Consider the following 22,830-nt stretch of genomic DNA (forward strand, 5'->3'; position numbering starts at 1 on the left):
GCCTGGATGGAACCAGAAGCCACGGGCCCGGCATTCTCGAACGGCTCGCCTCTGTGCCCGATCTGGCGAACCGTCCTTACCCACGGATTAGGAGATGTGGAACTTCCGCCCGATCAGCGTGCGTACTCGGGCGGCGGTCCACACCTGGTCGTCCGCCCAGCCGTGCGCGGCAGGCCCCTCGTCCAGCCACATCGCGAGCTTGGCCTGCAGGTGAGGGCCGAGCCGGCAGTCGTAGCCGGAGGGGCCTCTGGAACGCAGCGCCTCGCGTCCGCCCGTCCTCCAGGCACGGCGCCACTGGTAGACCGACTTCTCACTCACCCGTAACTCCCGGGCGATGCACGGGACTTCCGCGCACTCCTCGAAGAGGTCAACGGCCCGCATCCGTACCTCTTCCCGACGCCTGCGCTGCTCGGCGGTCAGCCCGCCCCCATCCGGATACCGCATGCCTCCGGCGTACCAGCCCGGACGGACCGCGTCACCGGTCCCGACACAGATCCAGACCCCGAAACGCCGAAATCAGTAAGACGTCGTCTCATTTCGAGTTCTGGGTAATCTGCACCGTGTTGTGATGGACGAGCGCATGGTGCCGGACGGGTTGTGGGAGCTGTTCCAGCGGGTGGTCCCACCCGCTCCATCACGGCCGCAGGGCGGTGGCCGGCGCCGGTACGGGGATCGCGAGGTGCTGGCCGCAATTATCTTCGTGGCCACGACGGGCTGCACCTGGCGGCAGCTGCCGCCGGTCTTCGGTCCCTCGGGGCCGACCGCGCACCGGCGCTTCACCGAGTGGACCGCCGCCCGGGTCTGGGCGAAGCTACACCGCCTCATCCTCGACGAGCTGGGCTCGCGCGGAGAGCTGGACTGGTCGCGCTGCGCCATCGACTCGGTGAACATGCGGGCCTTGAAAGGGGGACCTGACAGGTCCGAATCCTGTCGACCGGGGCAAGAAGGGTTCGAAAATCCACTTGATCACCGAGCGGACCGGTTTACCCCTCTCGGTCGGGATCTCTGGAGCGAACCTGCACGACAGTCAGGCATTCGAGCCGCTCGTGCGCGGCATCCCGCCGATCCGCTCTCGCCGCGGCCCGCGCAGACGACGGCCCGCGAAGCTGCACGCGGACAAGGGTTACGACTACGACCACCTGTGTCGGCGTACGATCTGTAGTGCAGAGGTATGTACGGGCTGATGTACAGAGTTTGAGATCGTGTCAGCTGACGGCGGTGATGCCGCCTTCGATGGCGGTGAGGCGGTTCTTCAGTCGGTAGCTGGCGCCGTTGATGGCGAGGATTTCGCAGTGGTGGAGGAGGCGGTCGATGATGGCGGTGGCCAGGACGTCGTCACGGAAGACCTGGCCCCACTCGCTGAAACTCTTGTTCGAGGTCAGCAAGGTGGAGCCTTTTTCGTAGCGCTTGGAGAGCATCTGGAAGACGAGGTTCGCCTCGTTGCGTTCCAGGGGCAGGTAGCCGACCTCGTCCACCACGAGCACGTTCGGCCGCAGGTAGGTGCGGAGTTTGCTGGCCAGGCGGCCGATGGAGTCGGCGGCTTTGAGTTGGCGGACCATGTCGTCGAGGGTCGTGAAGTAGATCGTGTAGCCGGCCCGGCAGGCGGCGACCGCCAGGGCGACCGTGAGGTGTGTTTTTCCTACTCCGGGCGGGCCCAGCAGGGCAACGTTGGCCTTGGCCTCGACGAACGCGAGGGTGGCCAGGTCCTTGACTTTCCTGGGGTCGAGGTCGGGCTGGTAGGAGAAGTCGTACTCCTCGATCGTCTTGTAGTGCGGCAGCCGGGACAGTCGCAGGGCATGGCGGAAGCGGCGCTCTTCACGGACGGCGAGTTCTTCTTCCAGGACCAGATCGAGGAAGTCCAGGTAGGCCATCTGGCCGGCGTCGGCCCGGTGGACGTGCTCGGCCAGCGACTGGGTCAGGTGGGGCAGGCCGAGTTTGGTGGCGGTGGCGCGGATCCGGGCGGTGACCAGCTCGCTCAACGCATGTCCTTGGGGTCGGTGGAGGCGGCGGTGAAGGGGCGGGTGCCGGTGATCTGGTCGTAGAGCGCCAGCGGCCGGGTGCCGACGTGGACGTGCGCGGCCCGGGCCCGGGTCAGCAGGGAGACAAGCCCGCCGGGCTCGGTGCCGGTGCGGGCCGGCCTGGTCGCGGGGGTGCCGGGATCGGTGGTGGTGGCGCGGGTGTGTCCGTCGGGCAGGCCCTGCCAGTGGGACTGGTCGACGATGCGGGCGCCGCGTCCGACCGCGCGGGGGTGGACGGCCAACAGCGTGATGCCCTGGGCGTCGGGCACGGTGGAGTGCAGTGCGACGGTGGCGGCCGAGGCCCTGACCTCGACCAGCTGGCGGTGGCGAACCTTGACTGCGGGCACCGAATAGAGGTTGGCGTCGAAGGCGACCAGGCAGTCCTTGGCCACGTGCCGCAGAAACCTGTCGGCGACGATGTAGGGGCGGGCGGGCACCGGCCGCAGCGCGGCGTGGTCCCGCCTGGCCCGCACGCCGATCACTTCGCCGTGGGTGCGGTGGGTGCGGGCCCGGCGCTGGGGGACCCAGGCCATGAACGCCCCGTCCAGGTCGTCCAGGCCGGAGAAGGCCCGGCCGGCCAGCACGTGATCACGGACGATGGTCACCTGGCGTTCGACCCGGCCCTTGCCGGTGGGCCGGTAGGTGGCCAGCACGTCGATGTCGAAGTCGTAGTGCCCGGCGAACGCGACGGCCTCCGGATGCAGGGGGACCGCTTCACCAGGGGCGACATGGCGGCGGACCACGGTCTTGGTCCGGTCGTAGACGATCACGCCGGGCACCCCGCCGTAATGCGCGAACGCCCGGCGGTGGCATTCCCAGAACGCCGCCAGGTTCTGGCTGGTGGTGAAGCAGCAGAACGGATCCCGGGAGTAGGACAGGACCATATGGAAGGAGTAGACCTTCGGGATCCCGACATGGGCCAGGATGCCGCCCTCGTCACCCCAGTCGACCTGGGCCTGGGCGCCGGGCACCACCTCGAAGCGGCGGTGCAGCTTCGCCAGCTCCCGCGGGGTGTATCCCAGTTCCTCCGCGATCCTGGGGCGGGCTTGCTGCACGTACATCTTGACGCGCTGGTAGTGGTGCGGGAAGTCGTACTGCTCGACGAGACGCTCATGGATCACCGCGGCCTTCAGCAGCACCTCGGCTCGCAGCCAGGCGTCGATCACATGCGCCCACGGCTTGATCACCTGGTTGCCCAGATCCGACCGCGGCGCCGGAGCCGGAGGCTCAGGAGGCCCGTCGCTCTCCAGGTACTTCTTGACCGTGCGCCAGTTCAGGCCGGTCTCCCGGGCGATCTCCGAGATGCTCGCGCCCGCCTCATGCAGAGCCCGGAAACGCCGCAGTTCCAGCCACCGCTCCGGTTCCAGCAACATGCCCCGAGCCTCCCGCATCGCCGCACAACGTCAGCGACAGACTCCTCTCACCGCACCGGCCCCCAGCCCGACACGCCAGACCACCTCTGCACATCAACCCGTACGCACCTCTGCACCAGAGCCCGTACGCCGACAACCTGCGCCGATGGCTGCGCAAGCGAGCCATCCGGCACCGCATCGCCCGCAAGGGCGTCGAGTCCTCCACCCGGCTGGGTCGGCACCGCTGGACGATCGAGCGCACGATGTCCTGGCTGGCCGGCTGCCGCCGTTCGCACCGCCGCTACGAACGCAAGGCCGAGCACTTCCTGGCCTTCACCGCCATCGCCTGCAGCCTCATCTGCTACCGCAGACTCACCAAATGAGACGACGTCTAAGAGCGAGCGAGTGCTGAGCGACGAAACCAGGTCGACGTGGGTCAGTGCGGTACCCGATCACTCGTTCATGCCGCTGAAAGAGACCTTTGCCCGAGTCGATGCAGACCTGTCCGCCGGCCGGGTTCCCGTCGCGCGCCATCGCCTGCGCGGTCTCATCTCGCCCTTCCCGCACGACCTGACGCTCCACCGTCGTCTGGCCGAGGTGTACCGGCTCTACGGCGACGCCGCCGAGGCTGGACGCTGGATGTACCTCGAAGAGGACCCCGGAACGCCGACGAGACCGCTGCCTTCGAGGCGCGGTACGGGTCTCCCGGGTGGCGGATGAAGGCCCTCGCTTGGCAGGGCCCCGAGGCGAAGGCCGCCACCGCTTTCGTGGAAGGGCAACTGGTCGCGGTGCGAACCGCCCGCGCCGAGGAGTTGGGGCACCCCGTCGACTGGGACGACCCCGCCTCCTACCGGGACCAGAGGCCATTCACCCAGATCGCGAAGAACACAAGGGCCGCCACCAGGCAGCCGACGCCGCCAGCAGCCCTCTTCGACTGACTCAGGTCACCGGGGCTCGTGAGGAGAGCCGCTCAAGGTTCGGTGAGACCGTCCGGAACTGCCGTGAACGGGACACCGGTGACGACTAAAAAGATCTCGCGGTGTCTCGAGTGATCACGGCTTCGGAGCTGTCCTGGATAGCCCCCTTCACCGGGCTGAGCCCTCGCCTGTTCGGCAAGCTGGTGACCGAACTGCGGCGCGAGAGTGTTGATGCGGTCCGGAGGGGCCGGCCGTGGAGCCTCTCATTGGAGGATCGGGTTCTGCTGGTCGCAGCGTACTGGCACACACGAACTTGACGATGTGCCAGCCAACCCCGATCTTCCGGGTGCCCAAGTCGGCAGCGGACCGCACTATCGACCACCTCGGGCCGATGCTCGCGCTCCAACCCCGCAAGCGGTTCGCCAAAGACACCGTGCTCATAGTGGACGGCACCCTGGTCCCTACCCGGGACCAGGCGGTGGCGGAGCAGTCCAAGAACTACCGATACTCGACCAACCACCAGGTCGTCATCGATGCCGACACCCTGGTCGTCGTGGTCGGCCAGCCCTTGCCCGGCAACCGCAACGACTGCAAGGCATGGGAGGAATCCGACGTCAAAGCAGCCGTCGGCAGAACACTGACGATCGCCGACGGCGGCTATCTCGGCACCGGGCTCGTCATGCTCCACCGCCGACGCAAGGGCGAAGACCTTCCGGACTGGAAGGGAAGCACACAACAAGTCCCACAAGCAGGTCCGCGCCCGCGTTGAGCACGTCTTCGCGCACATGAAGACCTGGAAGATCCTTCGCGACTGCCGCATCAAAGGTGACGGTAGTCCACCACGCCATGCTGGGCATCGCCCGGATGCACAACGGCCAACGACTCCCGTTGCAGCTCGGAGATCATTGCGGGACAGCTCTAGGTCAGCTTTTCCGCGTCGATACGGGAGAAGACGAGATCACACTCGTCGGTGACGGGCTTCCGCCAGCGAATGGGCACCGTGGGACGGGCCAGGGCCGACGGATAGCTGTGGGGGTTGTAGTCGTTGTGGATGCGGTAGATGTGGAAGCCGTGCCGCACAAGTGGAGAGATGACGTCCTCCACCGAGTCGCCCTGCCTGGCCAGCCGTTCCGGGCTTACCTCGATGACCAGTTCTGCGTCGGCCGAGAGACGGTCGAGCGCGGGGGTGAGCCCGCGGATGACTGCTGCCTCGGCTCCTTCTACATCGATCTTGATGAGGCGCGATCGACGTAGCTCGCCCTCGGTAAGGATCTCCGGCAGGGTCTGCGCGGTCATCTCGAAGGCCAACTCCGTGGTCGTGCCCGGGCGAACTGCGGTCGTCGCTCCGAGGTTCGTGGGATCCGCCACGTAGAAGGCCAGGCGTTCGGCGCCGTCGGACACGGCGGTGTTCGCACTGCGGACGTTGTCGCAGTTGTTGGCCTTCAGGTTTCCTTTCAGGACCTCGTGGAAACGAGGAGATGCCTCGATGGAAACGACCTGGCCGCGGGGGCCGACCTGGTGAGAGGCGAGCACGCTGAAGTAGCCGATGTTGGCGCCGACGTCCACAAAAGTGTCTCCGGGCCTCAGCCGTCCCTGCATCCAGTGCGTCAGGTGCGGTTCCCAGACGCCGAACAGGTAGAGGTAGCGCTGAATCAGATCGTGGGTGTCCACGGTGAATACCGCGCCGAACCTGGTCCGGGTGGTGCCGGTGATCGGACGGAGCCTGAAGTCTCTGTTGAGCAGCCTCACCATCGTTGTGCTCAGCCACTGCGGGGTAAGGCGGTGTTGTCTGGCCGCACTATGTCCGTACCGCACGTACGAGTGCAAGAGGCGGCGTCCTTGAGGCGGAATAGGGGGAATCACGCGCGCGGGCTCCTGGAATAGGAATGGTAGGGGGCCTGGAGGGGAGGGAGGTCGGAAGGTTTGCATAAGAGATGGCATCGTCGGTTCAACTATTTTTGTGGCCTGTCGTGACGCTTTCCACCGTGAAACACCCGTAGGTCGCTGCCGGGTAAGCTTGGAGCAAGGGTTGGTGCTTCAATGGCCTTCCAGGCGGCAATGCCTCAGGCTCTGCGGAAGACCCTTCGGAAACACGGAACATTCACGCAGACCGCGTGCGCAACCACGGATGCGATCACCGGGCCGATCGGGCCGAACGTCCAAGCCAGGGGAACCGAAAGCCCAATACTGATCACCGCCATGAGCACACACCGCGCTGCCAGGAACCGCAGGTCCACCGGATGGGTCAACCACATCCCCACCGGGCTGACAACGGATTGCACCAGGAGCAGTGCGGCAAACGCCGTCATGAGACCGGTACTCGCGGTCGCATGTGCATGGGTCATCCAGCTCGTGACCGAAGGGCCGGCGGTCACCAGGCCCACGCCGAGTAGCAGAGCACCTGCGCCGAACCAGAGGGAGATCCTCGCCAGTTCCGTTCGTGGTACCCGCGCGCTGTCGCGCCGCTGCCGTACGAACAGGTTCCACAACGGCACCACTGCGGCGTTGACAAGAGTCGAGGCGGGTGCGTACAGCTGGGCCCCAGCGGAGTAGACGGCGACGGCCGTCGGGTTGGTGGCATGGCTGAGGACGAGTCGGTCCGTGCCGTAGGTGACGGCCGCGGCCACGTTGATCACTGTCATAGGGCCGGCCAGATGGACGATGCGTGTGACGGGCCGCCCTTGCCGGAGGCTGGTCACGACAATGCGCAACATTGGCATTCTCAGCGTTCGCCCGGCGATGAGCAGGCCGGCAAGGCCTGCGGCGCACTGCCCGAACAGCGCTGCCGAGACGAAGCAGAAGACAGGGGCACCGAGAGCGGCCAGGGGCAGGAAGAGGCACAGCGCCAGGACGTTGCCGCCCGCCTGCAGGAGCACGGTCACGTGTGCGCGGCGGATGGCGAGGAGGGCAACACTGCCGAGAGAGAGCGGCATGCTGCAGCCGATGAACACGGCTGCTATGGCAACGCACGCCTCGGCACCAGGGGTCGAGGCGGTGCCCAGCAAAACTGTGTGCGCGCCGGTGCCGACCAGCGCCAGACCACCGCTGGTGATAAGCATGCCCGCGCAGGTCAGAACCCGCGCACCCGAGGCGATGGTGCATTCGATGCGCTCGCAGTCGCCCCGTCTTCCCCTACCACCTTCGACCGCATCGACGAGCGCTGCTCCGACGCCCAGGTCACCGATGGGAAGAAGCGTGGGCAAGGTCACGATGAGGGCGAAGAGCGCGAAGTCGGAAACCCCTAGTGCACCCACGACGATATGGCCCGAGTAGAGGGCGGCGAAGCCCGAGACGGGCAATGCAACGGCCTTGGCGAGCACAGAGGGAAGGGACGCCCGCAGCAGCAGAGACGCCTCGAGATCGTCCTCCTTGCCGTGAGGTGCCGATGTGTCGGGAGGTACCGACTGCCGAGCCAATGACACCAATGAGGTTCCCTTTCCTTCACTCACCGCAGTTCACAATGCCGCCCCAATGGCGGATTCAGGCCGACGCCTCCTCAGCTGGGATCGATATTATCCGCGGCAGTGGACCAAGTGCGGTAGCGGCGCAGAACAAGCACCGTTTGAACGGGCCTATTGGCCACGGTCGTGATATTTCCATAGAAGGTTATTTTGGGTCAAGCTCGAAAAGTTGAGCGCGGCGGCGTGTCGAATGCCGTTCCCGGCGTAATGGTCAGATCATTTCTGTATGCGAACACAGAGAAGTGGCAATCGATGCCGGATTGTCGCCGTCGAACCGAATTCGCGAGTGCTGTTGCGGATGTGCTCTGGAGCTGTTCTATGCACAGTGTCCTGATCGCGGTACCGACTGTGGGGACGCGCCCATTGTCGTCGCTGCTGGCCGAGCTGTCCCGACAGGCAGCCGAGGTGCGTCCTCGATATGCGGCCGAAGTCGTACTCCTGGACAACTCGGCCGACGGCATCGTACGCCTGGACAACTCGTCCGACGGCTTTGTCCCTGGAAGAGAGGCCGCCGCTACCCATGGCGCCCATTACCGACGAGTGTCCCGTCGCGGATACTCCCAGGTTCGCAACGCTGCCTTGGACATGGCCTATGAGTATGACGTCCTCATCTTCATCGACGACGACGAAGTTCCTCTCGCCGGTTGGATGCAGGCCCATCTTCAAGGGGCCGAACGTTACGGTGCCGACGTGGTCTATGGACCCATCCGTGCCGTTGTTCCGCCGGGCTCTCCACGCTGGCTCGCCGACGGCGCCACGCTGCGCCCCGCAAAGATCCCGCCCGACGGACCCATGCGTCGGGCGGTACCCGTGACGGCCAATACTCTGCTGCGTATGGCCACGGTGAAGAAAATGGGGCTCCGCTTCGAGGAGGACTTCGATCTCTTCGGTGGAGAGGACATCGTGTTCTTCTCCAGAATGGCCGCTGCCGGGGCGAGTATCGTGGCGATCGGTGCGGCCCGCGTCATCGAGTTTCAGGACCCGGACCGACTCACGCTGAGGGGTCTGATGAGGCGAGAGTACCGTTTTGGGGTCGCTACCGTCTCGGTAGAGAGGGCACTTGGGAGAAAGTGGGGGTATCTCATCGTACGACGGTCGGCGAAGATGGCGCGGGGTATCGCTCGTATCATCAGCGGCGTAACAGCGTTCAGTCCTTCGACAGTGGCCCTGGGAGTCAAGGACGTGGCATTCGCGTGGGGATGGTGCACCACGTTGCTGTACTCCTCCCTCCCCTAGTCGGTCCCACGACCGCGATTATGGGTACAACGCCTGCATGATGGGCGGCGCGCCCTTTGCCGGAAGTGCGGCATCCTTGCCCGCATAGGCTTGGTTTATGGGATTCAACACCTGAGTTCAATAGAAATCGCAGCAGCTCAGTGCGCGCCCCTGCCCGTCAGCACCGCTGACACCGTGCGGGCGAGGATCGCCAGGTCCAGGCGCAGAGAACAATGCCGCACGTAATGGAGGTCCAAGCGGACCATGTCCTCCCAGGTCAGATCGGAGCGCCCACTTACCTGCCACAGACCGGTGAGGCCCGGCAATACTGACAGCCGGTTGCGGGCCGGGCCGGTGTAGTCGGAGTCGGCGAGCGGCAGCGGGCGTGGCCCGACCAAGGACATGTCGCCTCGGAACACGTTGACGAGCTGGGGAAGTTCATCGAGCGACATACGACGGAGCAGGCGGCCAACCGGAGTGACCCGCGGATCGTCGCGGAGCTTGAAGAGGTGGCCGTTCGCTTCGTTGCGGGCCGTGAGCGCGGCTCGTTCCGCATCTGCTCCGGCACGCATGGTCCGGAACTTCAGCATCTCGAAAGGGCGCCCGTCGCGTCCCGCCCGTACTTGGCGAAAGAGTACACCTCCGGGCGAAGTGGCGGCCACCATAAGGCAGATAACCAACGTCAGTGGGGCTGTCAGCAGCATCAGAATCAGGCTGCCGACCACGTCGACGACTCGCTTGGTCAGCATCGCAGGCGCATCCGTTCGCGGGAAAGTGACAACACTCGATAGCGAAAGGTTCTTTTTGTGCCAGGACTCTCTCATGATGCTGAATGTGGATCTGCGCGCCACGCGCGGCCGAAGAAACAAGGTGCTCCAAGAGGTCGAAAGGTGGTTGGTATGCGTGTCCTTGTAACAGGTGGTGCAGGGTTCATCGGCTCCCATTTGTGCGGGCGGCTGCTGGAGATCGGTTGCGACCACGTACTCTGCGTCGACAATTTCCTTACCGGAAGTCCGGAGAACGTCGCGCATCTGACAGGGCATCCGAGGTTCCAGCTGGTCTCCGCAGACGTGGTGCACGGCATCGCGGTTGAGAGCACCGTCGACGCGGTGTTGCACTTCGCCTCACCAGCATCTCCGGCCGACTATCTGCGGCACCCGCTGGCAACGTTGCGCGTCGGAGCCGAAGGGACTCGCCACGCCCTCGACCTGGCGGTGGCACAAGGTGCCCGTTTCGTACTGGCGTCCACCTCCGAGACGTACGGCGACCCAAAGGTCCATCCGCAGACGGAGTCGTACTGGGGCAACGTAAATCCGGTGGGGCCACGGAGCTGTTACGACGAGGCTAAGCGGTACGCGGAGGCTCTGACCATGGCGTACCGGCGTTCGCGGGGTGCGGACGCTGGAATCGTGCGGATCTTCAACACCTTCGGCCCACGAATGCGCCCGGGTGATGGCCGAGTCATTCCCACCCTGATCCGACAGGCGCTGGAGGGCGCTCCTATGACAGTTACCGGAGATGGCTCACAGACCCGGTCGCTGTGCTATGTCGATGACTTGGTCGACGGCGTGCTGCGGATGCTCGGTGCGTCCATTGGCGGTCCGGTTAACCTCGGCAATCCCCATGAGGTGACCATGCTGGAACTCGCTCACTGGATCCGACGGCTCACCGGATCGCGCTCCGAGATTGTCCTGGTTCCGCTGCCCGCGGACGACCCCAAACGGCGTCGTCCCGACATCGCGCTGGCGCGGGTCGAGTTGGGCTGGCAGCCGCAGACTCCGGTAGAGGACGGCCTGCTGCGGACGATCGAGTGGTTCACCAACCGGACTAACGGGCCGAGCATGTTGGCTGAAGTGCCCGCCCCTGCCTCTCGTGCGTCAGAGCTGGCGGTTCAGTAGGCGATAGCCAACGCCAAACACTGTACTGGGCACCTGGGGCGTAGACAGACGGCCGGACCTGGCTGATCCTCTTGGGACTGGCAGTGCACGCAGGTGCACCGGCTGGTGGAGAGGCCCGGTGGGGAACGCGAGCTGGCTGTGACCGGAAAGCCGCGTTCATCAGAGAGCCGACCGATGCTGTGGCGTCTGCCTCGGTACTCCAACACATCTCCGACTGCCTGGACACGGTTGATCGACTGACGGCAGACCGGCTCCGGGCGGGTCGTTCCTCACCTTCCCGGATCCGCTCTGGTATCCGCGTCGCTGGAAAGTTTCGCTTGGTGTCGATCGAGGCGCCTAACGGGAACGTCGTGAGGATCCTGGAGCAATTCGAGGGCGTCCCACTGCAGGAGCTCATGCCGGCCTGTCGGCGGACGCAGAGATGGACTCAAGGGTTCGGCTACGCGAGGACGAAAGAGAAGCATGACAACGGCTGCAGATTCCCGAATCACAGTGGCGATGGCGTTCGTACGTATGGCGCGGGCCGAGAGTATGCAGTGCAGGGGGCGGGTGGGAGAGGAACCGGCGCTGTCGTATTACCGCTGTATGGTGTCGGCGTACGGCTCGGTGCGACGCTGGAACCCCGAGGCTGAGCTCGCGTTGGTGACGGCGGAGTCGTTGCCCGAGCCGTATGCGGGGCAGTTGACGCGGATCGGCGTCGAGACGGTGATCGCACCGTTCGCGCACCGCCCACCGCAAGGCTTCGGCAATGGCTGGGCCAGTTCGCTGTATCACCTGGACGCCATGGAGGCCCTCCGGACGCGAGGCGGTACGCAGGTGTTCATCGAGCCGGACCTGCTCTGTGTGCGGCCGCTGGACGCGATGCTCGCCACGGTCGGCGACCGGGTGGGGGCGCACTTCGAGCGGGCCGTCATGCGACCGGACGGCCAGGGCTGGGACCGTTACCGGCGCCTCTGCCGGGAGATGTACGCCGAACTAGGCGAGCCCACGGCCGAGCACCAGCCGTACCTGGGTGCGTGCTACGTCGTACCAGATCGCTGGAGTCCTGTGCTCCTGCAGCGGATCGACCGTGCGTGGAGATTGTCCATGGACCGGTTCCGCCGGGGTGAGGCGGGATTCTCCACGGACGAGCAGTTCATGAACTATGCGCTGCAGGGGGTGCCGGTGGTGGAGATGAGCGGCCACACCCGGGTGGTCTCCACGGTCCCCTGGCAGCGCTGTCCGGAGCGACAGGAGATCCTTCCGGAGCTGACTCTCTGGAATCTCATGTTCGAGAAGGACCGGGGATTCCAGCGGATGTACCGGTACGCGACGGACCCTGCGTCGTGGTTCTGGACTGCGCCCCCAGAGGAGTTCCGCGAGCGCGCCGCGGCGATCATGTCAGTCAGGCGGCCACACATCGGGAGTGCCCTTGCCGCGGCTGCGGCACCGTTCCTCCGCGACATCATGGACGAACGTCTCCGGTCGCGGCTCCGAGCGGGCTGCGGGAGGCTGCTGCAACTCAAAGCGATGGTCGGACCGCAGTGAGGCACCTCCCACCGTGGTCCTTTCACTCCGCCCGCCCGCCCGCCCGGACCGTGGCCGGAGCGCTCATGCCCATCGCGGTCAACGGCCGTCGGAGGCTTCGGCGCGGGGGCCGAAACCCGCGGTGAGACGTCTGGTCCCGGCCCTCTGGCTCTGCTGCTCGTTGGAAGGAGCTGAGCGGACCCTGCGGTCGGATGGTACGCGCGGTGACGGCCCTTCGGCGGCGGACAACCGCTCGGGTGCGGCGGTTGCCCGGCTCAGTAGCTGCACGGCCCCGCAGGCTTCACCACGGCCCGCAGCGGCGTCACCAGGGCCTGGCGCAGAATCGTCGGCGCGCGGTCGGCCTCGGGCTCTCGCAGGTGCAGTACCAGGGTGCGGCTGGACTGCCTGGGCAGTTCCAGGTCGAGGGTGTACACCGGGTGGCCGCGTTCGACGCCGGGGATCAGTTCGACCGGGTGGCCGTCCAGAGTCGCCCGTGTCAGGTGCGCTCCCTTGCCGGCGTAGTAGGACACCATCAGCCGGTTGTCTCCGGGGCGGGTGCGGTAGGGCGGAGCGTCCACCCGTTGGGTGACGTAATAAGGGAGGCCCGAGGCCGGCGCCCTGTTGGTGAGCGTCACCGTCACGGTGACCGATCGGCCGGTGTTCGTACAGGCGCCCGGTGCCCAGACCAGGCTCCGGTCGAGGTAGTAGTCCAGCTTGGTGCCGGCCGCGTTGTTGACGACGAGCCCTGCGAAGGGGCCGGGCCCCTCGGGGAGTGCGCCTCCGAACGGCCGTGACTCCAGCTGGCGCTGTTCGTCCGGGTGCGCGCTCCACACCTGCAGACGGCCTTCCCGCTGCACGTCGTGAACGGCACGGAGAAGGGCGGGGAGCAGATGCGGGTCGTCCGCCGCCTTCATCAGCTGTTCTGCGGCGGCGCGGGCGGCCTCGACGAAGAACGCCTTACGACTGGTGACGTCGTCGTACTTCGCGTAGCTGGTCCGCTCGGTGAGGTCCACCGCGTTGTCGGCGGTGATCGCAGTGCCGTCGGACATGCGGGCGGGCCCGGTGGCGCGGAGGAGAAGGCCCAGCGTCGCGGGGTCGATGGCGAACGCGCCGTCCAGGCGCCGGCCGGTGTGCTTGTGCCAGACCGCGGTCCAGATGCGGGCAGCGTACGGGAAGTGCGGGCTCAGGTTGGAGTTCTCCCAGACACTGGCCGGTTCGTTGTTCCCGTACTGGTCCGAGAACTCGGCTCCGAGGTTCACGTCGGCGGGGATGCCGTCCAGCTCACGGTCGTTGCCGAAGTGCTCGAAGGACAGGAGGCCCCGGTCTGCCTTCAGCACGGCGAAGGCTCCCGGGAGGCCGCCGGTGCCGCGTGCCTCGGCCGTGTTCTGGAAGGAGAGGAAGTAGTGCCGCGGTCCGTGCGCCCCGAGCATCGACGGCACCACCCGAGCCGCGACGGCGACATCGCGCATCTGCGGGACGAGACGGTCGAGCTGCTGCGCCAGCTGCTCGCGGGCCCGGTCTGCCGCCGGCAGCCAGGTGGAGTGGGGAAGGCGGCGGGCGTCGTCCCGCACCTTGGCCGCGACGTGCGCGGCTTGCTCGACCGCGGGCGCCTGGCTCTCCAGTTCCGTGAGAGCACGCGGGATGCCGCCCGCGTGAGCGCCCGCCGTGAGCCGGGGGACGGCCCGCACCAGCGGCGGAAGCACGTCCCCGGCCAGGTTGTCCGCGGCCTGCGCGGTGCCGCGCACGTTCTGGAGGGGGCCGCCGAGGAAGGGCAGCTGGGCGGCGGTGTACCAGGCCGGTCCCGTCGTGAGGTGGTGTGCGCGCGAGGCGTGTGCGGCTGCGGAACGCAGCAGCCGTTCCTGCGGAGATTCCGCCGAGGGACCTGCGGCGATGGCCGCGGTGGAGTGGGGCCCTGCCTCGGCGGTCGCGACCGATGCACGGAGTGCGTTCAGATCGTGTTGGACGGCGAGCAGCTCCGAGCGGGCGAGCCAGCCGGTGACACCGATCCAGGCGACCGCCGCCGTGGGAACAGCGGCGGCGATCAGCAGCACGTTCCTGATGAGAGGACCATGGACGCGCCGGCGTACCCGACGGGCGTCCCGGGTACGCCCGGGACGCCCGCGAAGTGCCATACGTACCTTGGGCTTGGGCACCGTCATGAGCTACGGCGACGGCGCGCCACCAGCATGGTTCCTGCGCCTGCTGCGACCAGCCCGGCTGCCACACCGCCCAGGGCCAGCTTCCTGTGGTCGTTACCGGTGTTCGCGAGGCGCTCCGACTTGCTCCCGTGGTGGCCTCGGTGCTCGTGGCGCTCCTGACCCCCCTTGCCATCGTCGTCCTGGTAGTCGTGGTCCCGGTACCCGTGGTCGTCGTGATCATGGTGCCCGCGGTGGTCGTGATGCGGCTTGTGCGGCTTCGGCGGGTACGGCGGGTACGGCGTCTTCGTCGGATGGGGCGGGTACGGCGTCCTGGTGGGATGCGGCGGGTGCGGGTGGTCCTGGGCGTGGGCGACCCCGAAGCCTGCCAGCGGTGCTGCGACGAGCGCAGCAACCGTGGCGGCTGAGGCCAGAACAGTTCGCCATCTCGGCGATGCGGCCATTTTCTCCACTCTTCTCGTCTCCTCGACTTGAGTCGGGTCAGGCGCGGTGTGGGCAGTGCTCGTGATCTAGATAAAGCAACGAATGGGAAATAAAGGGTGCAAATCGCCCCGTAGTGGGATACAAGTCACCGGATGGTGTAGTGCCAGTCCTATGCGGCACCCGTGTGACTCCGGCGGCGATCGGCCGGGGCGGCGGCGTGCGGCAATAGCTCCGCGCGGCGGCGTAGGCGGTGAAGCCGCACGTCAACGCCTTGATCGGCGGTGGGTCGGCAGGCCGTTGAGCTGGAGCGAAGAAGAGACTTGAGTCTGGTCGACTCAGCTCTGTTGACTCCGGCTGACCCGTCGTGCATCCTTGAGCCTGTTCCACTCAAGTCAGCTGGAGGATTCACCATGGCACGTGCGGTCGGCATCGACCTGGGCACGACTAACTCCGTTGTCAGCGTTCTGGAGGGCGGCGAGCCCACCGTCATCACCAACGCCGAGGGTGCCAGGACCACGCCGTCCGTCGTCGCCTTCGCCAAGAACGGCGAGGTGCTGGTCGGCGAGGTCGCCAAGCGCCAGGCGGTCACGAACGTGGACCGGACCATCCGCTCGGTGAAGCGCCACATGGGCACCGACTGGAAGATCTCGCTGGACGGCAAGGACTTCAACCCGCAGCAGATCTCCGCGTTCATCCTGCAGAAGCTGAAGCGGGACGCCGAGGCGTACCTGGGCGAGAAGGTGACCGACGCGGTCATCACCGTCCCGGCGTACTTCAACGACTCCGAGCGGCAGGCCACCAAGGAGGCCGGTGAGATCGCCGGTCTGAACGTGCTCCGTATCGTCAACGAGCCGACCGCCGCCGCCCTGGCCTACGGCCTCGACAAGGACGACCAGACGATCCTCGTCTTCGACCTCGGTGGCGGCACCTTCGACGTGTCCCTCCTGGAGATCGGCGACGGCGTCGTCGAGGTGAAGGCCACCAACGGTGACAACCACCTCGGTGGTGACGACTGGGACCAGCGCATCGTCGACTACCTGGTCAAGCAGTTCCAGTCCGGTCACGGCGTGGACCTGTCCAAGGACAAGATGGCTCTGCAGCGTCTGCGTGAGGCTGCCGAGAAGGCGAAGATCGAGCTGTCCTCCTCCACCGAGACCTCGATCAACCTGCCCTACATCACCGCCTCGGCCGAGGGCCCGCTGCACCTCGACGAGAAGCTGACCCGCGCCCAGTTCCAGCAGCTGACCGCGGACCTGCTGGAGCGGTGCAAGACGCCGTTCCACAACGTGATCAAGGACGCCGGCATCTCCATCAACGAGATCGACCACGTCGTCCTCGTCGGTGGCTCCACCCGTATGCCCGCCGTCGCCGAGCTCGTCAAGGAGCTGACCGGCGGCAAGGAGGCCAACAAGGGTGTGAACCCGGACGAGGTCGTCGCCATCGGCGCCTCGCTCCAGGCCGGTGTCCTCAAGGGCGAGGTCAAGGACGTCCTGCTCCTCGACGTCACCCCGCTGTCCCTCGGTATCGAGACCAAGGGCGGCATCATGACCAAGCTGATCGAGCGCAACACCACGATCCCGACCAAGCGGTCCGAGATCTTCACCACGGCCGAGGACAACCAGCCGTCCGTGCAGATCCAGGTCTACCAGGGCGAGCGCGAGATCGCGGCGTACAACAAGAAGCTCGGCATGTTCGAGCTGACCGGTCTGCCGCCGGCGCCGCGCGGCGTCCCGCAGATCGAGGTGTCCTTCGACATCGACGCCAACGGCATCATGCACGTCACGGCGAAGGACCTCGGCACCGGCAAGGAGCAGAAGATGACCGTCACCGGCGGTTCCTCGCTCCCGAAGGAAGAGGTCGACCGCATGCGCGAGGAGGCCGAGCGCTACGCGGAGGAGGACCACAAGCGCCGCGAGGCCGCCGAGGCCCGCAACCAGGGCGAGCAGCTCGTCTACCAGACCGAGAAGTTCCTCAAGGACAACGAGGACAAGGTCCCGGGCGAGATCAAGACCGAGGTCGAGGCCGCCGTCGCCGAGCTGAAGGAGAAGCTCAAGGGCGAGGACACGGCCGAGATCCGCTCCGCCACCGAGAAGGTCGCGGCCGTCTCGCAGAAGCTCGGCCAGGCCATGTACGCCGACGCCCAGGCCGCGCAGGCCGCCGCCGGCGGTGCCTCGGCCGGTGCCGGTGAGGCCAAGGCCGAGGACGACGTGGTGGACGCCGAGATCGTCGACGACGAGCGGAAGGACGGTGCCGCGTGACGGAGGAGACCCCGGGCTTCGAGGAGAAGCCCGACGTCCCCTCCGGCGCCACCCCTGATGACGCCGAGCCGCAGGCCGCCTCCCCCTCTTCGGAGGAGGCGGCGGCCCCGGCGGGGGACGCAAGCGACAACAACGCCGGTCTGGTGGCCCAGCTGGACCAGGCGCGCAAGGCGCTCGGCGAGCGCACGGCGGACCTTCAGCGCCTCCAGGCCGAGTTCCAGAACTACCGCCGCCGCGTCGAGCGCGACCGGATCGCGGTCAAGGAGATCGCCATCGCGAACCTCCTGACCGAGCTCCTACCCGTGCTCGACGACATCGGCCGCGCGCGGGAACACGGCGAACTGGTGGGCGGTTTCAAGTCCGTCGCCGAGTCGCTGGAGACCGTCGCGGCGAAGATGGGTCTGCAGCAGTTCGGCAAGGAGGGCGAGCCCTTCGACCCGACCATCCACGAGGCCCTGATGCACAGCTACGCGCCGGACGTCACCGAGACGACGTGCGTGGCGATTCTGCAACCCGGGTATCGCTTCGGCGAGCGCACCATCCGCCCCGCGCGGGTGGCCGTCGCCGAGCCGCAGCCGGGAGCGCAGACGGTCAAGGCCGAGGAGACCGGCGAGGCGGGGGACGACAAGGAGAACGGTGGCCCGGACGAGGGCTGACGTACACCACGAACGCGTAGGGAAGGAGGGACGTCGGGGATGAGCACCAAGGACTTCATCGAGAAGGACTACTACAAGGTCCTCGGCGTCCCCAAGGACGCCACCGAGGCCGAGATCAAGAAGGCGTACCGGAAGCTCGCCCGCGAGTTCCACCCGGACGCCAACAAGGGCAACGCCAAGGCGGAGGAACGTTTCAAGGAGATCTCCGAGGCGAACGACGTCCTCGGCGACCCCAAGAAGCGCAAGGAGTACGACGAGGCCCGCGCCCTGTTCGGCACCGGCGGCTTCCGTCCCGGCCCCGGGGCGGGCGGCTCGTTCAACTTCGACCTGGGCGACCTCTTCGGCGGCCAGGGTGGCGCCGGGGGCGGCTTCGGCGGCGGTCTCGGTGACGTCTTCGGGGGCCTGTTCAACCGTGGCGGCGGCGCGGGCACGCGCACGCAGCCCAGGCGCGGCCAGGACATCGAGTCCGAGGTCACGCTGAGCTTCATGGAGGCGGTGGACGGGGCGACCGTGCCGCTGCGCATGTCCTCGCAGTCACCGTGCAAGGCCTGTTCGGGCACCGGCGACAAGAACGGCACGCCGCGCGTGTGCCCGACCTGTGTCGGCACCGGGCAGGTGGCGCGCGGCTCGGGCGGCGGCTTCTCGCTGACCGACCCGTGCCCGGACTGCAAGGGCCGCGGGCTGATCGCGGAGCACCCGTGCGAGGTCTGCAAGGGCAGCGGCCGGGCCAAGTCGTCCCGGACGATGCAGGTGCGCATCCCGGCGGGCGTGTCCGACGGGCAGCGCATCCGGCTGCGCGGCAAGGGCGCGCCCGGCGAGCGGGGCGGCCCGGCCGGCGACCTGTACGTGGTCGTGCACGTCAATCCGCATCCCGTCTTCGGCCGCAAGGGCGACAACCTCACGGTCACCGTTCCGGTGACGTTCGCGGAGGCGGCGCTCGGCGCCGACGTCCGGGTGCCCACCCTCGGCGGGCCCCCGGTGACGCTGAAGCTGCCCCCCGGCACGCCGAACGGGCGTACGATGCGCGCCCGTGGAAAGGGCGCGGTCCGCAAGGACGGCACCTGCGGCGACCTGTTGGTCACCGTGGAGGTGAGTGTCCCGAAGGACGTGTCGGGGAAGGCTCGTGACGCGCTGGAGGCGTATCGCGAGGCAACCGCGAACGAGGACCCGCGGGCGGAGCTGTTCCAGGCCGCGAAGGGAGCATGACCAGATGGACGGCCGTCGACGCAACCCGTATGAGCTGACCGAGGACACCCCGGTCTACGTCATCTCGGTGGCGGCCCAGCTCTCCGGACTGCACCCGCAGACGCTGCGCCAGTACGACCGCCTGGGGCTCGTGTCCCCGGACCGCACCGCGGGGCGGGGCCGGCGCTACTCGGCCCGTGACATCGAGCTGCTCCGCCAGGTGCAGCAGTTGTCGCAGGACGAGGGCATCAACCTGGCCGGCATCAAGCGCATCATCGAACTGGAGAACCAGGTCGCCGCGCTCCAGTCCCGCGTCGCGGAGCTTCAGGACGCCCTCGACGGCGCCGCGGCGGCGATGCGCCAACGGGAGGCGGCCGTCCACGCGTCCTACCGCCGTGACCTGGTGCCGTATCAGGAGGTCCAGCAGACCAGCGCGCTGGTGGTGTGGCGGCCGAAGCGGCAGCAGGCGTCCGACTGAGGCGTGTTCGCGTGGGAAAGGGGCCCGGAGGATCCTCCGGGCCCCTTTCCCACGCTCGGGATGCTGCTCAGGGTGCCAGGACCGCCCAGTCCCCGCCGGCCGCCGACTCGGAGCCGTCGGCGGACAGGGCGGTCACCCAGTAGAAGTGCGTGGTGCCCTTGGCGGCACCGGTGTCCACGTAGGAGGTCGCCGTTGTGGTGGCCGCCAGCTTCTCGTACGCCTCGGCGTCAGGGTTCCAGCGGTAGACCTGGTAGCCGGTGGCGTCGGCCACGCTGTTCCAGCTCAGGTCGACGTTCCCGGTCGCGTCGGGGGTCGCCGTCAGCGAGACCGGCGAGTCCTCGGGCGTCGGCACGCTCGGCGTCATGTCGAGCTCGGTCGTGCTCACGATCTGGCCCGAACCACTCCACTCGTACGGGGAGTTCCAGGACTTGTCGTAGGCGTCGACGAGGAAGCAGCGCTCCACGCCGTCCGGGAGGGTGGTGTACGTGTACGAGGTGACGTCGGGCGCCAGCCACACCTCCTGGTGCGCGGAGCAGACGCTGTCCTCCCCGTCGCGCAGGACCTCGCCCGCGTAGACGAGGTACCGGAACAGGTCGGGCGCCGGGTTCGCGTCCCAGTGCAGCTCGAAGCCGTACTCGGTCGGGGTGGCGGTGAGCCCGGTGACGGCGGGCGGCGGTGTCTCGTCCCGGCGTCGGCCGCTGACGGCGGCGGACCGGGCGGACTCGTTGCCCGCCGCGTCGACGGCGGTCACGCGGTAGTGGTAGGCGACGCCCGTCTCGCCCGAGGCGTCCCGGTACGGGGGCTGGTCTGTGCTGCCGACCCTGCTGTACGTGCCATCCGCGCTCGCCGCCCGGTACACCCGGTACGAGGCCGCTTCGGCGAATCCACTCCAGCCGAGGCCCGGTCGGCCCGTCTCGGAGGAGTCGGTGACGGCGAGGCCCTGGGCCACGGAAGGCGCCGTCCGGTCGATCGTGGTGACGGCCTGGTCGGCGGTGCCCGTCGACTCGTTGCCGGCCTTGTCGTAGGCGCGGACCTGGTAGTAGTAGGTCGCGCCGGTGACCGGGAAGGTCGAGTCGGTGGAGGACGTGGAGGTGGTCGTGGCGAGCGGGGTGCTGCCGAAGGAGGCGCCCTTGAGGCGGCGGTAGACGCGGTAGCCCGCGAGGTCCATCTCTTGGGTCTTCGCCCAGGTGACTTTCGCCTTGCCGGTGGCGGGGGTCGTAGGAGACGGAAGTACGGGTCGGGGTCAGGGGTTTGACCTTGTCGACCGTGGCGGAGGTGCGGGGCGTTTAGGAGAACGCGACGTTCGCCGTCCCGGTCCAGTTGACGTAGTCGACGCGCAGGGTGTGCTTGCCGGACGGGATGGGGTCCAGCGGACGGAGAAGTTGTCCCTGGGCAGGCTCGAAGCGGGGGCGCCCGTGCCCCAGTTCTCGTTGACCGTGCTGTCGCAGTCGGTCTTCCTCGGGGTGCCCGAGAAGCCGGTGTTCGCGAAGAACTGCCGCTTGAACACCGGTGAGGTGCAGGTGGTCGCCGCGGAGGCGGGTGTGGTGACGGTGAGCAGGCCGCCCGCGGTGGCGAGCACGACGGCGGTGGCCGCCGCGGCGGTCGTGCGTCGTCCGGCTTGGTTCATTCGGTCCTCTGATCGGACCGGGACGCGGCGAGGCGTTCGTGATCACGACCCGTGAGGCGAGGGAGAGGTTGTACAGGAACTTCGCTTCTCGCTGACTCTTCGGGGAGCGGGGGCGGCGAAACCTGCCTGTCGGCACGTGATGCGGATCACGTTTTCCCGGTATTTGACCAAGGAGACGTCGGTACCCAGTAGTTGACTGTACGTCAGGCGTCGATCGCTCCAGGTGACGGGGTCGGCTGACGTCGGGCCGAGGCGCCGAAACAGTCCCCACACCACGCTCTCTTGGTTTTCACTTGACTCGCACAGTGATCCTGTTGCCATCTCGTTAACCGGTAGTTCTTGACGCTGCCCACCGTCCCCGCGTTGGCTTTCAGCCACCTGGGTCTCAACGCTGCTCCCTCGCCCGGAAGGCACCTGATGTGAACGTTCGTACCCCCCGTAGGACCGCTGTGCGTCGTACCGCCATGGCCCTGGCCGCCTCGGCGTCGGCCGTCTCGCTCGCCGCCTGCGGCGTCATCGACGGAGTCGGCGGCAGCAGCAGCTCCGCCACCCCGAAGAAGGGCAACGACATCACGGTCGGTCTCCTTCTGCCCGAGAAGGAGAACCCGCGGTACGACAGGTTCGACTACCCCATCATCAAGAAGCAGGTCGCCTCCCTCACCGACAACAAGGGCAAGGTCCTGTACGCGAACGCCGACGCCGACGCGGCCACGCAGAGCAAGCAGCTCGACCAGATGATCGCCGACAAGGTGGACGTGGTGCTGGTGGACGCGGTCGACGCCAAGGCCATCGCGCCGGGCGTGCAGAAGGCCAAGGACGCGGGCATCCCGGTCATCGCCTACGACCGGCTCGCCCAGGGCCCCATCGACGCGTACATCTCCTTCGACAACGAGCTGGTCGGCCAGGTGCAGGGCCGCGCCCTCACGGACGCACTCGGCGCCAAGGGCTCGAGCAGCAAGATCGTCATGATGAACGGCTCGCCCACCGACCCGAACGCGGCGCAGTTCAAGGAGGGCGCGCTCAGCGAGCTCCAGGGCAAGGTCAACATCGTCAAGTCCTTCGACACCAAGGACTGGAAGCCGGAGAACGCCAAGGCGAACATGGCGGAGGCGATCCGGGCCGTCGGGCTGAGCAACATCGCCGCGGTCTACTCCGCGAACGACGGCATGGCCGGCGCCGTCATCGACGCGCTGAAGGAGGCGGGCGTCAGCAAGCTCCCGCCGGTGACCGGGCAGGACGCGGCGCTGGACGCGGTGCAGCGGATCGTCTCCGGTGAGCAGTACATGAGCGTGTACAAGTCGTACCCGGACGAGGCGAACAACGCCGCGGAGATGGCCGTGGCCAAGGTCCAGGGCCGCTCGATCGAGTTCGACGCACTGACCCGTGACCATGTCGACAGCCCGACGGAGAAGAACATCCCGTCGATGCTCGTGCCGGTCGTCGCCCTCACGAAGGAAAACATCAAGGACACGGTGATCCAGGACGGCATCTACACAGTCAAGGACATCTGCACCGCGAAGTACAAGGCGGACTGCTCCACGCTCGGCCTGCACTAGCGCGCCTTCGGGGTACCCGGCGGCCCGCGTGCCGGCCCGGACCCCGACCGTGCTCCCTGCGACCCGCGTCCCTCGAAGGGGCGCGGGTCGCGGCCTGTCCGGATCGAGGAGTTCCACCAACGGC

At 67.4% G+C, this 22,830-nt stretch carries 18 protein-coding genes and 4 pseudogenes; 14 read left to right on the plus strand and 8 right to left on the minus strand.

Annotation, left to right across the window (positions count from 1 at the left end):
* Window positions 1–87: 87 nt before the first annotated feature.
* Window positions 88–444, minus strand: coding sequence for a helix-turn-helix domain-containing protein (locus AB0N14_RS19770; RefSeq protein WP_366026979.1), 357 nt, complete (start codon window positions 442–444; stop codon window positions 88–90).
* Between the two features lie 124 nt (window positions 445–568).
* On the opposite strand from AB0N14_RS19770, the pseudogene AB0N14_RS19775 reads away from it, so the two are divergent.
* Window positions 569–1,163: pseudogene (locus tag AB0N14_RS19775) on the plus strand (IS5 family transposase); the annotation flags it as partial.
* A 42-nt stretch (window positions 1,164–1,205) separates the two neighbouring features.
* On the opposite strand, the gene istB reads toward AB0N14_RS19775, so the two are convergent.
* Both istB and istA read right to left on the minus strand, forming a co-directional pair.
* Window positions 1,206–1,979: an IS21-like element helper ATPase IstB gene (gene istB, locus AB0N14_RS19780; RefSeq protein WP_366026980.1), complete on the minus strand. Its 774-nt coding sequence runs from the start codon at window positions 1,977–1,979 to the stop codon at window positions 1,206–1,208.
* Window positions 1,976–3,391, minus strand: a complete 1,416-nt coding sequence (gene istA, locus AB0N14_RS19785) for an IS21 family transposase (protein WP_366026981.1) — start codon at window positions 3,389–3,391, stop codon at window positions 1,976–1,978. Before istA ends, istB begins: the two co-directional genes overlap by 4 nt.
* Window positions 3,392–3,543: 152 nt before the next feature.
* Here istA and AB0N14_RS19790 point away from each other — a divergent pair.
* The 3 pseudogenes from AB0N14_RS19790 to AB0N14_RS19800 form a co-directional block, all read left to right on the plus strand.
* A pseudogene (locus AB0N14_RS19790) lies at window positions 3,544–3,753 on the plus strand (transposase); the annotation flags it as partial.
* 79 nt (window positions 3,754–3,832) lie between these two features.
* A pseudogene (locus AB0N14_RS19795) lies at window positions 3,833–4,224 on the plus strand (DUF6584 family protein); the annotation flags it as partial.
* A gap of 185 nt (window positions 4,225–4,409) precedes the next feature.
* Window positions 4,410–5,160 (plus strand): annotated as a pseudogene (locus AB0N14_RS19800) (transposase); the annotation flags it as partial.
* Window positions 5,161–5,205: 45 nt separating this feature from the next.
* Here the strand turns inward: AB0N14_RS19800 and AB0N14_RS19805 are convergent.
* Window positions 5,206–5,958, minus strand: coding sequence for an FkbM family methyltransferase (locus AB0N14_RS19805; RefSeq protein ID WP_366027118.1), 753 nt, complete (start codon window positions 5,956–5,958; stop codon window positions 5,206–5,208).
* Window positions 5,959–6,350: 392 nt separating this feature from the next.
* Window positions 6,351–7,736 carry an oligosaccharide flippase family protein gene (locus tag AB0N14_RS19810; RefSeq protein ID WP_366026982.1) on the minus strand — a complete coding sequence of 462 codons (1,386 nt, stop codon included), beginning with the start codon at window positions 7,734–7,736 and terminating at the stop codon, window positions 6,351–6,353.
* Window positions 7,737–8,066: 330 nt separating this feature from the next.
* On the opposite strand from AB0N14_RS19810, the gene AB0N14_RS19815 reads away from it, so the two are divergent.
* On the plus strand, window positions 8,067–8,984 hold the full coding sequence (locus AB0N14_RS19815; protein WP_366026983.1) for a glycosyltransferase: 918 nt from the start codon (window positions 8,067–8,069) through the stop codon (window positions 8,982–8,984).
* A 137-nt stretch (window positions 8,985–9,121) separates the two neighbouring features.
* On the opposite strand, the gene AB0N14_RS19820 is transcribed toward AB0N14_RS19815, so the two are convergent.
* Window positions 9,122–9,787: a sugar transferase gene (locus AB0N14_RS19820; RefSeq protein ID WP_366026984.1), complete on the minus strand. Its 666-nt coding sequence runs from the start codon at window positions 9,785–9,787 to the stop codon at window positions 9,122–9,124.
* A gap of 75 nt (window positions 9,788–9,862) precedes the next feature.
* Between AB0N14_RS19820 and AB0N14_RS19825 the strand changes: the two genes are divergently transcribed.
* Both AB0N14_RS19825 and AB0N14_RS19830 read left to right on the plus strand, forming a co-directional pair.
* The gene (locus AB0N14_RS19825) at window positions 9,863–10,861 is read left to right on the plus strand and encodes a UDP-glucuronic acid decarboxylase family protein (protein WP_366026985.1); all 999 of its coding nucleotides are present in this window, start codon (window positions 9,863–9,865) and stop codon (window positions 10,859–10,861) included.
* A 585-nt stretch (window positions 10,862–11,446) separates the two neighbouring features.
* The gene (locus AB0N14_RS19830) at window positions 11,447–12,388 is read left to right on the plus strand and encodes a hypothetical protein (protein ID WP_366026986.1); all 942 of its coding nucleotides are present in this window, start codon (window positions 11,447–11,449) and stop codon (window positions 12,386–12,388) included.
* Window positions 12,389–12,642: 254 nt separating this feature from the next.
* Here the strand turns inward: AB0N14_RS19830 and AB0N14_RS19835 are convergent, their stop codons facing one another.
* Window positions 12,643–14,418 carry a DUF4012 domain-containing protein gene (locus AB0N14_RS19835; protein WP_366026987.1) on the minus strand — a complete coding sequence of 592 codons (1,776 nt, stop codon included), beginning with the start codon at window positions 14,416–14,418 and terminating at the stop codon, window positions 12,643–12,645.
* 248 nt (window positions 14,419–14,666) lie between these two features.
* On the opposite strand from AB0N14_RS19835, the gene AB0N14_RS19840 reads away from it, so the two are divergent.
* From AB0N14_RS19840 to AB0N14_RS19860, 5 genes are all read left to right on the plus strand, one after another.
* Complete coding sequence (locus AB0N14_RS19840) at window positions 14,667–14,930, plus strand: hypothetical protein (RefSeq protein ID WP_366026988.1); 264 nt, start codon at window positions 14,667–14,669, stop codon at window positions 14,928–14,930.
* Between the two features lie 426 nt (window positions 14,931–15,356).
* Window positions 15,357–17,204 carry a molecular chaperone DnaK gene (gene dnaK / locus AB0N14_RS19845; RefSeq protein WP_366026989.1) on the plus strand — a complete coding sequence of 616 codons (1,848 nt, stop codon included), beginning with the start codon at window positions 15,357–15,359 and terminating at the stop codon, window positions 17,202–17,204.
* On the plus strand, window positions 17,201–17,860 hold the full coding sequence (gene grpE / locus AB0N14_RS19850) for a nucleotide exchange factor GrpE (protein ID WP_366026990.1): 660 nt from the start codon (window positions 17,201–17,203) through the stop codon (window positions 17,858–17,860). The genes dnaK and grpE overlap by 4 nt, the downstream gene beginning before the upstream one ends.
* Window positions 17,861–17,899: 39 nt before the next feature.
* Window positions 17,900–19,066 carry a molecular chaperone DnaJ gene (gene dnaJ, locus AB0N14_RS19855; RefSeq protein WP_366026991.1) on the plus strand — a complete coding sequence of 389 codons (1,167 nt, stop codon included), beginning with the start codon at window positions 17,900–17,902 and terminating at the stop codon, window positions 19,064–19,066.
* A gap of 4 nt (window positions 19,067–19,070) precedes the next feature.
* Complete coding sequence (locus AB0N14_RS19860) at window positions 19,071–19,523, plus strand: helix-turn-helix domain-containing protein (RefSeq protein ID WP_366026992.1); 453 nt, start codon at window positions 19,071–19,073, stop codon at window positions 19,521–19,523.
* A 67-nt stretch (window positions 19,524–19,590) separates the two neighbouring features.
* Here the strand turns inward: AB0N14_RS19860 and AB0N14_RS19865 are convergent, their stop codons facing one another.
* Window positions 19,591–20,691 carry a hypothetical protein gene (locus AB0N14_RS19865; protein ID WP_366026993.1) on the minus strand — a complete coding sequence of 367 codons (1,101 nt, stop codon included), beginning with the start codon at window positions 20,689–20,691 and terminating at the stop codon, window positions 19,591–19,593.
* Window positions 20,692–20,938: 247 nt separating this feature from the next.
* On the opposite strand from AB0N14_RS19865, the gene AB0N14_RS19870 reads away from it, so the two are divergent.
* Window positions 20,939–21,205, plus strand: a complete 267-nt coding sequence (locus tag AB0N14_RS19870; RefSeq protein ID WP_366026994.1) for a hypothetical protein — start codon at window positions 20,939–20,941, stop codon at window positions 21,203–21,205.
* A gap of 394 nt (window positions 21,206–21,599) precedes the next feature.
* Window positions 21,600–22,706 carry a substrate-binding domain-containing protein gene (locus tag AB0N14_RS19875; protein ID WP_366026995.1) on the plus strand — a complete coding sequence of 369 codons (1,107 nt, stop codon included), beginning with the start codon at window positions 21,600–21,602 and terminating at the stop codon, window positions 22,704–22,706.
* Window positions 22,707–22,830 lie beyond the last annotated feature (124 nt).

This window comes from Streptomyces sp. NPDC051104 (genome assembly GCF_040682835.1).
GTDB lineage: Bacteria > Actinomycetota > Actinomycetes > Streptomycetales > Streptomycetaceae > Streptomyces > Streptomyces cynarae.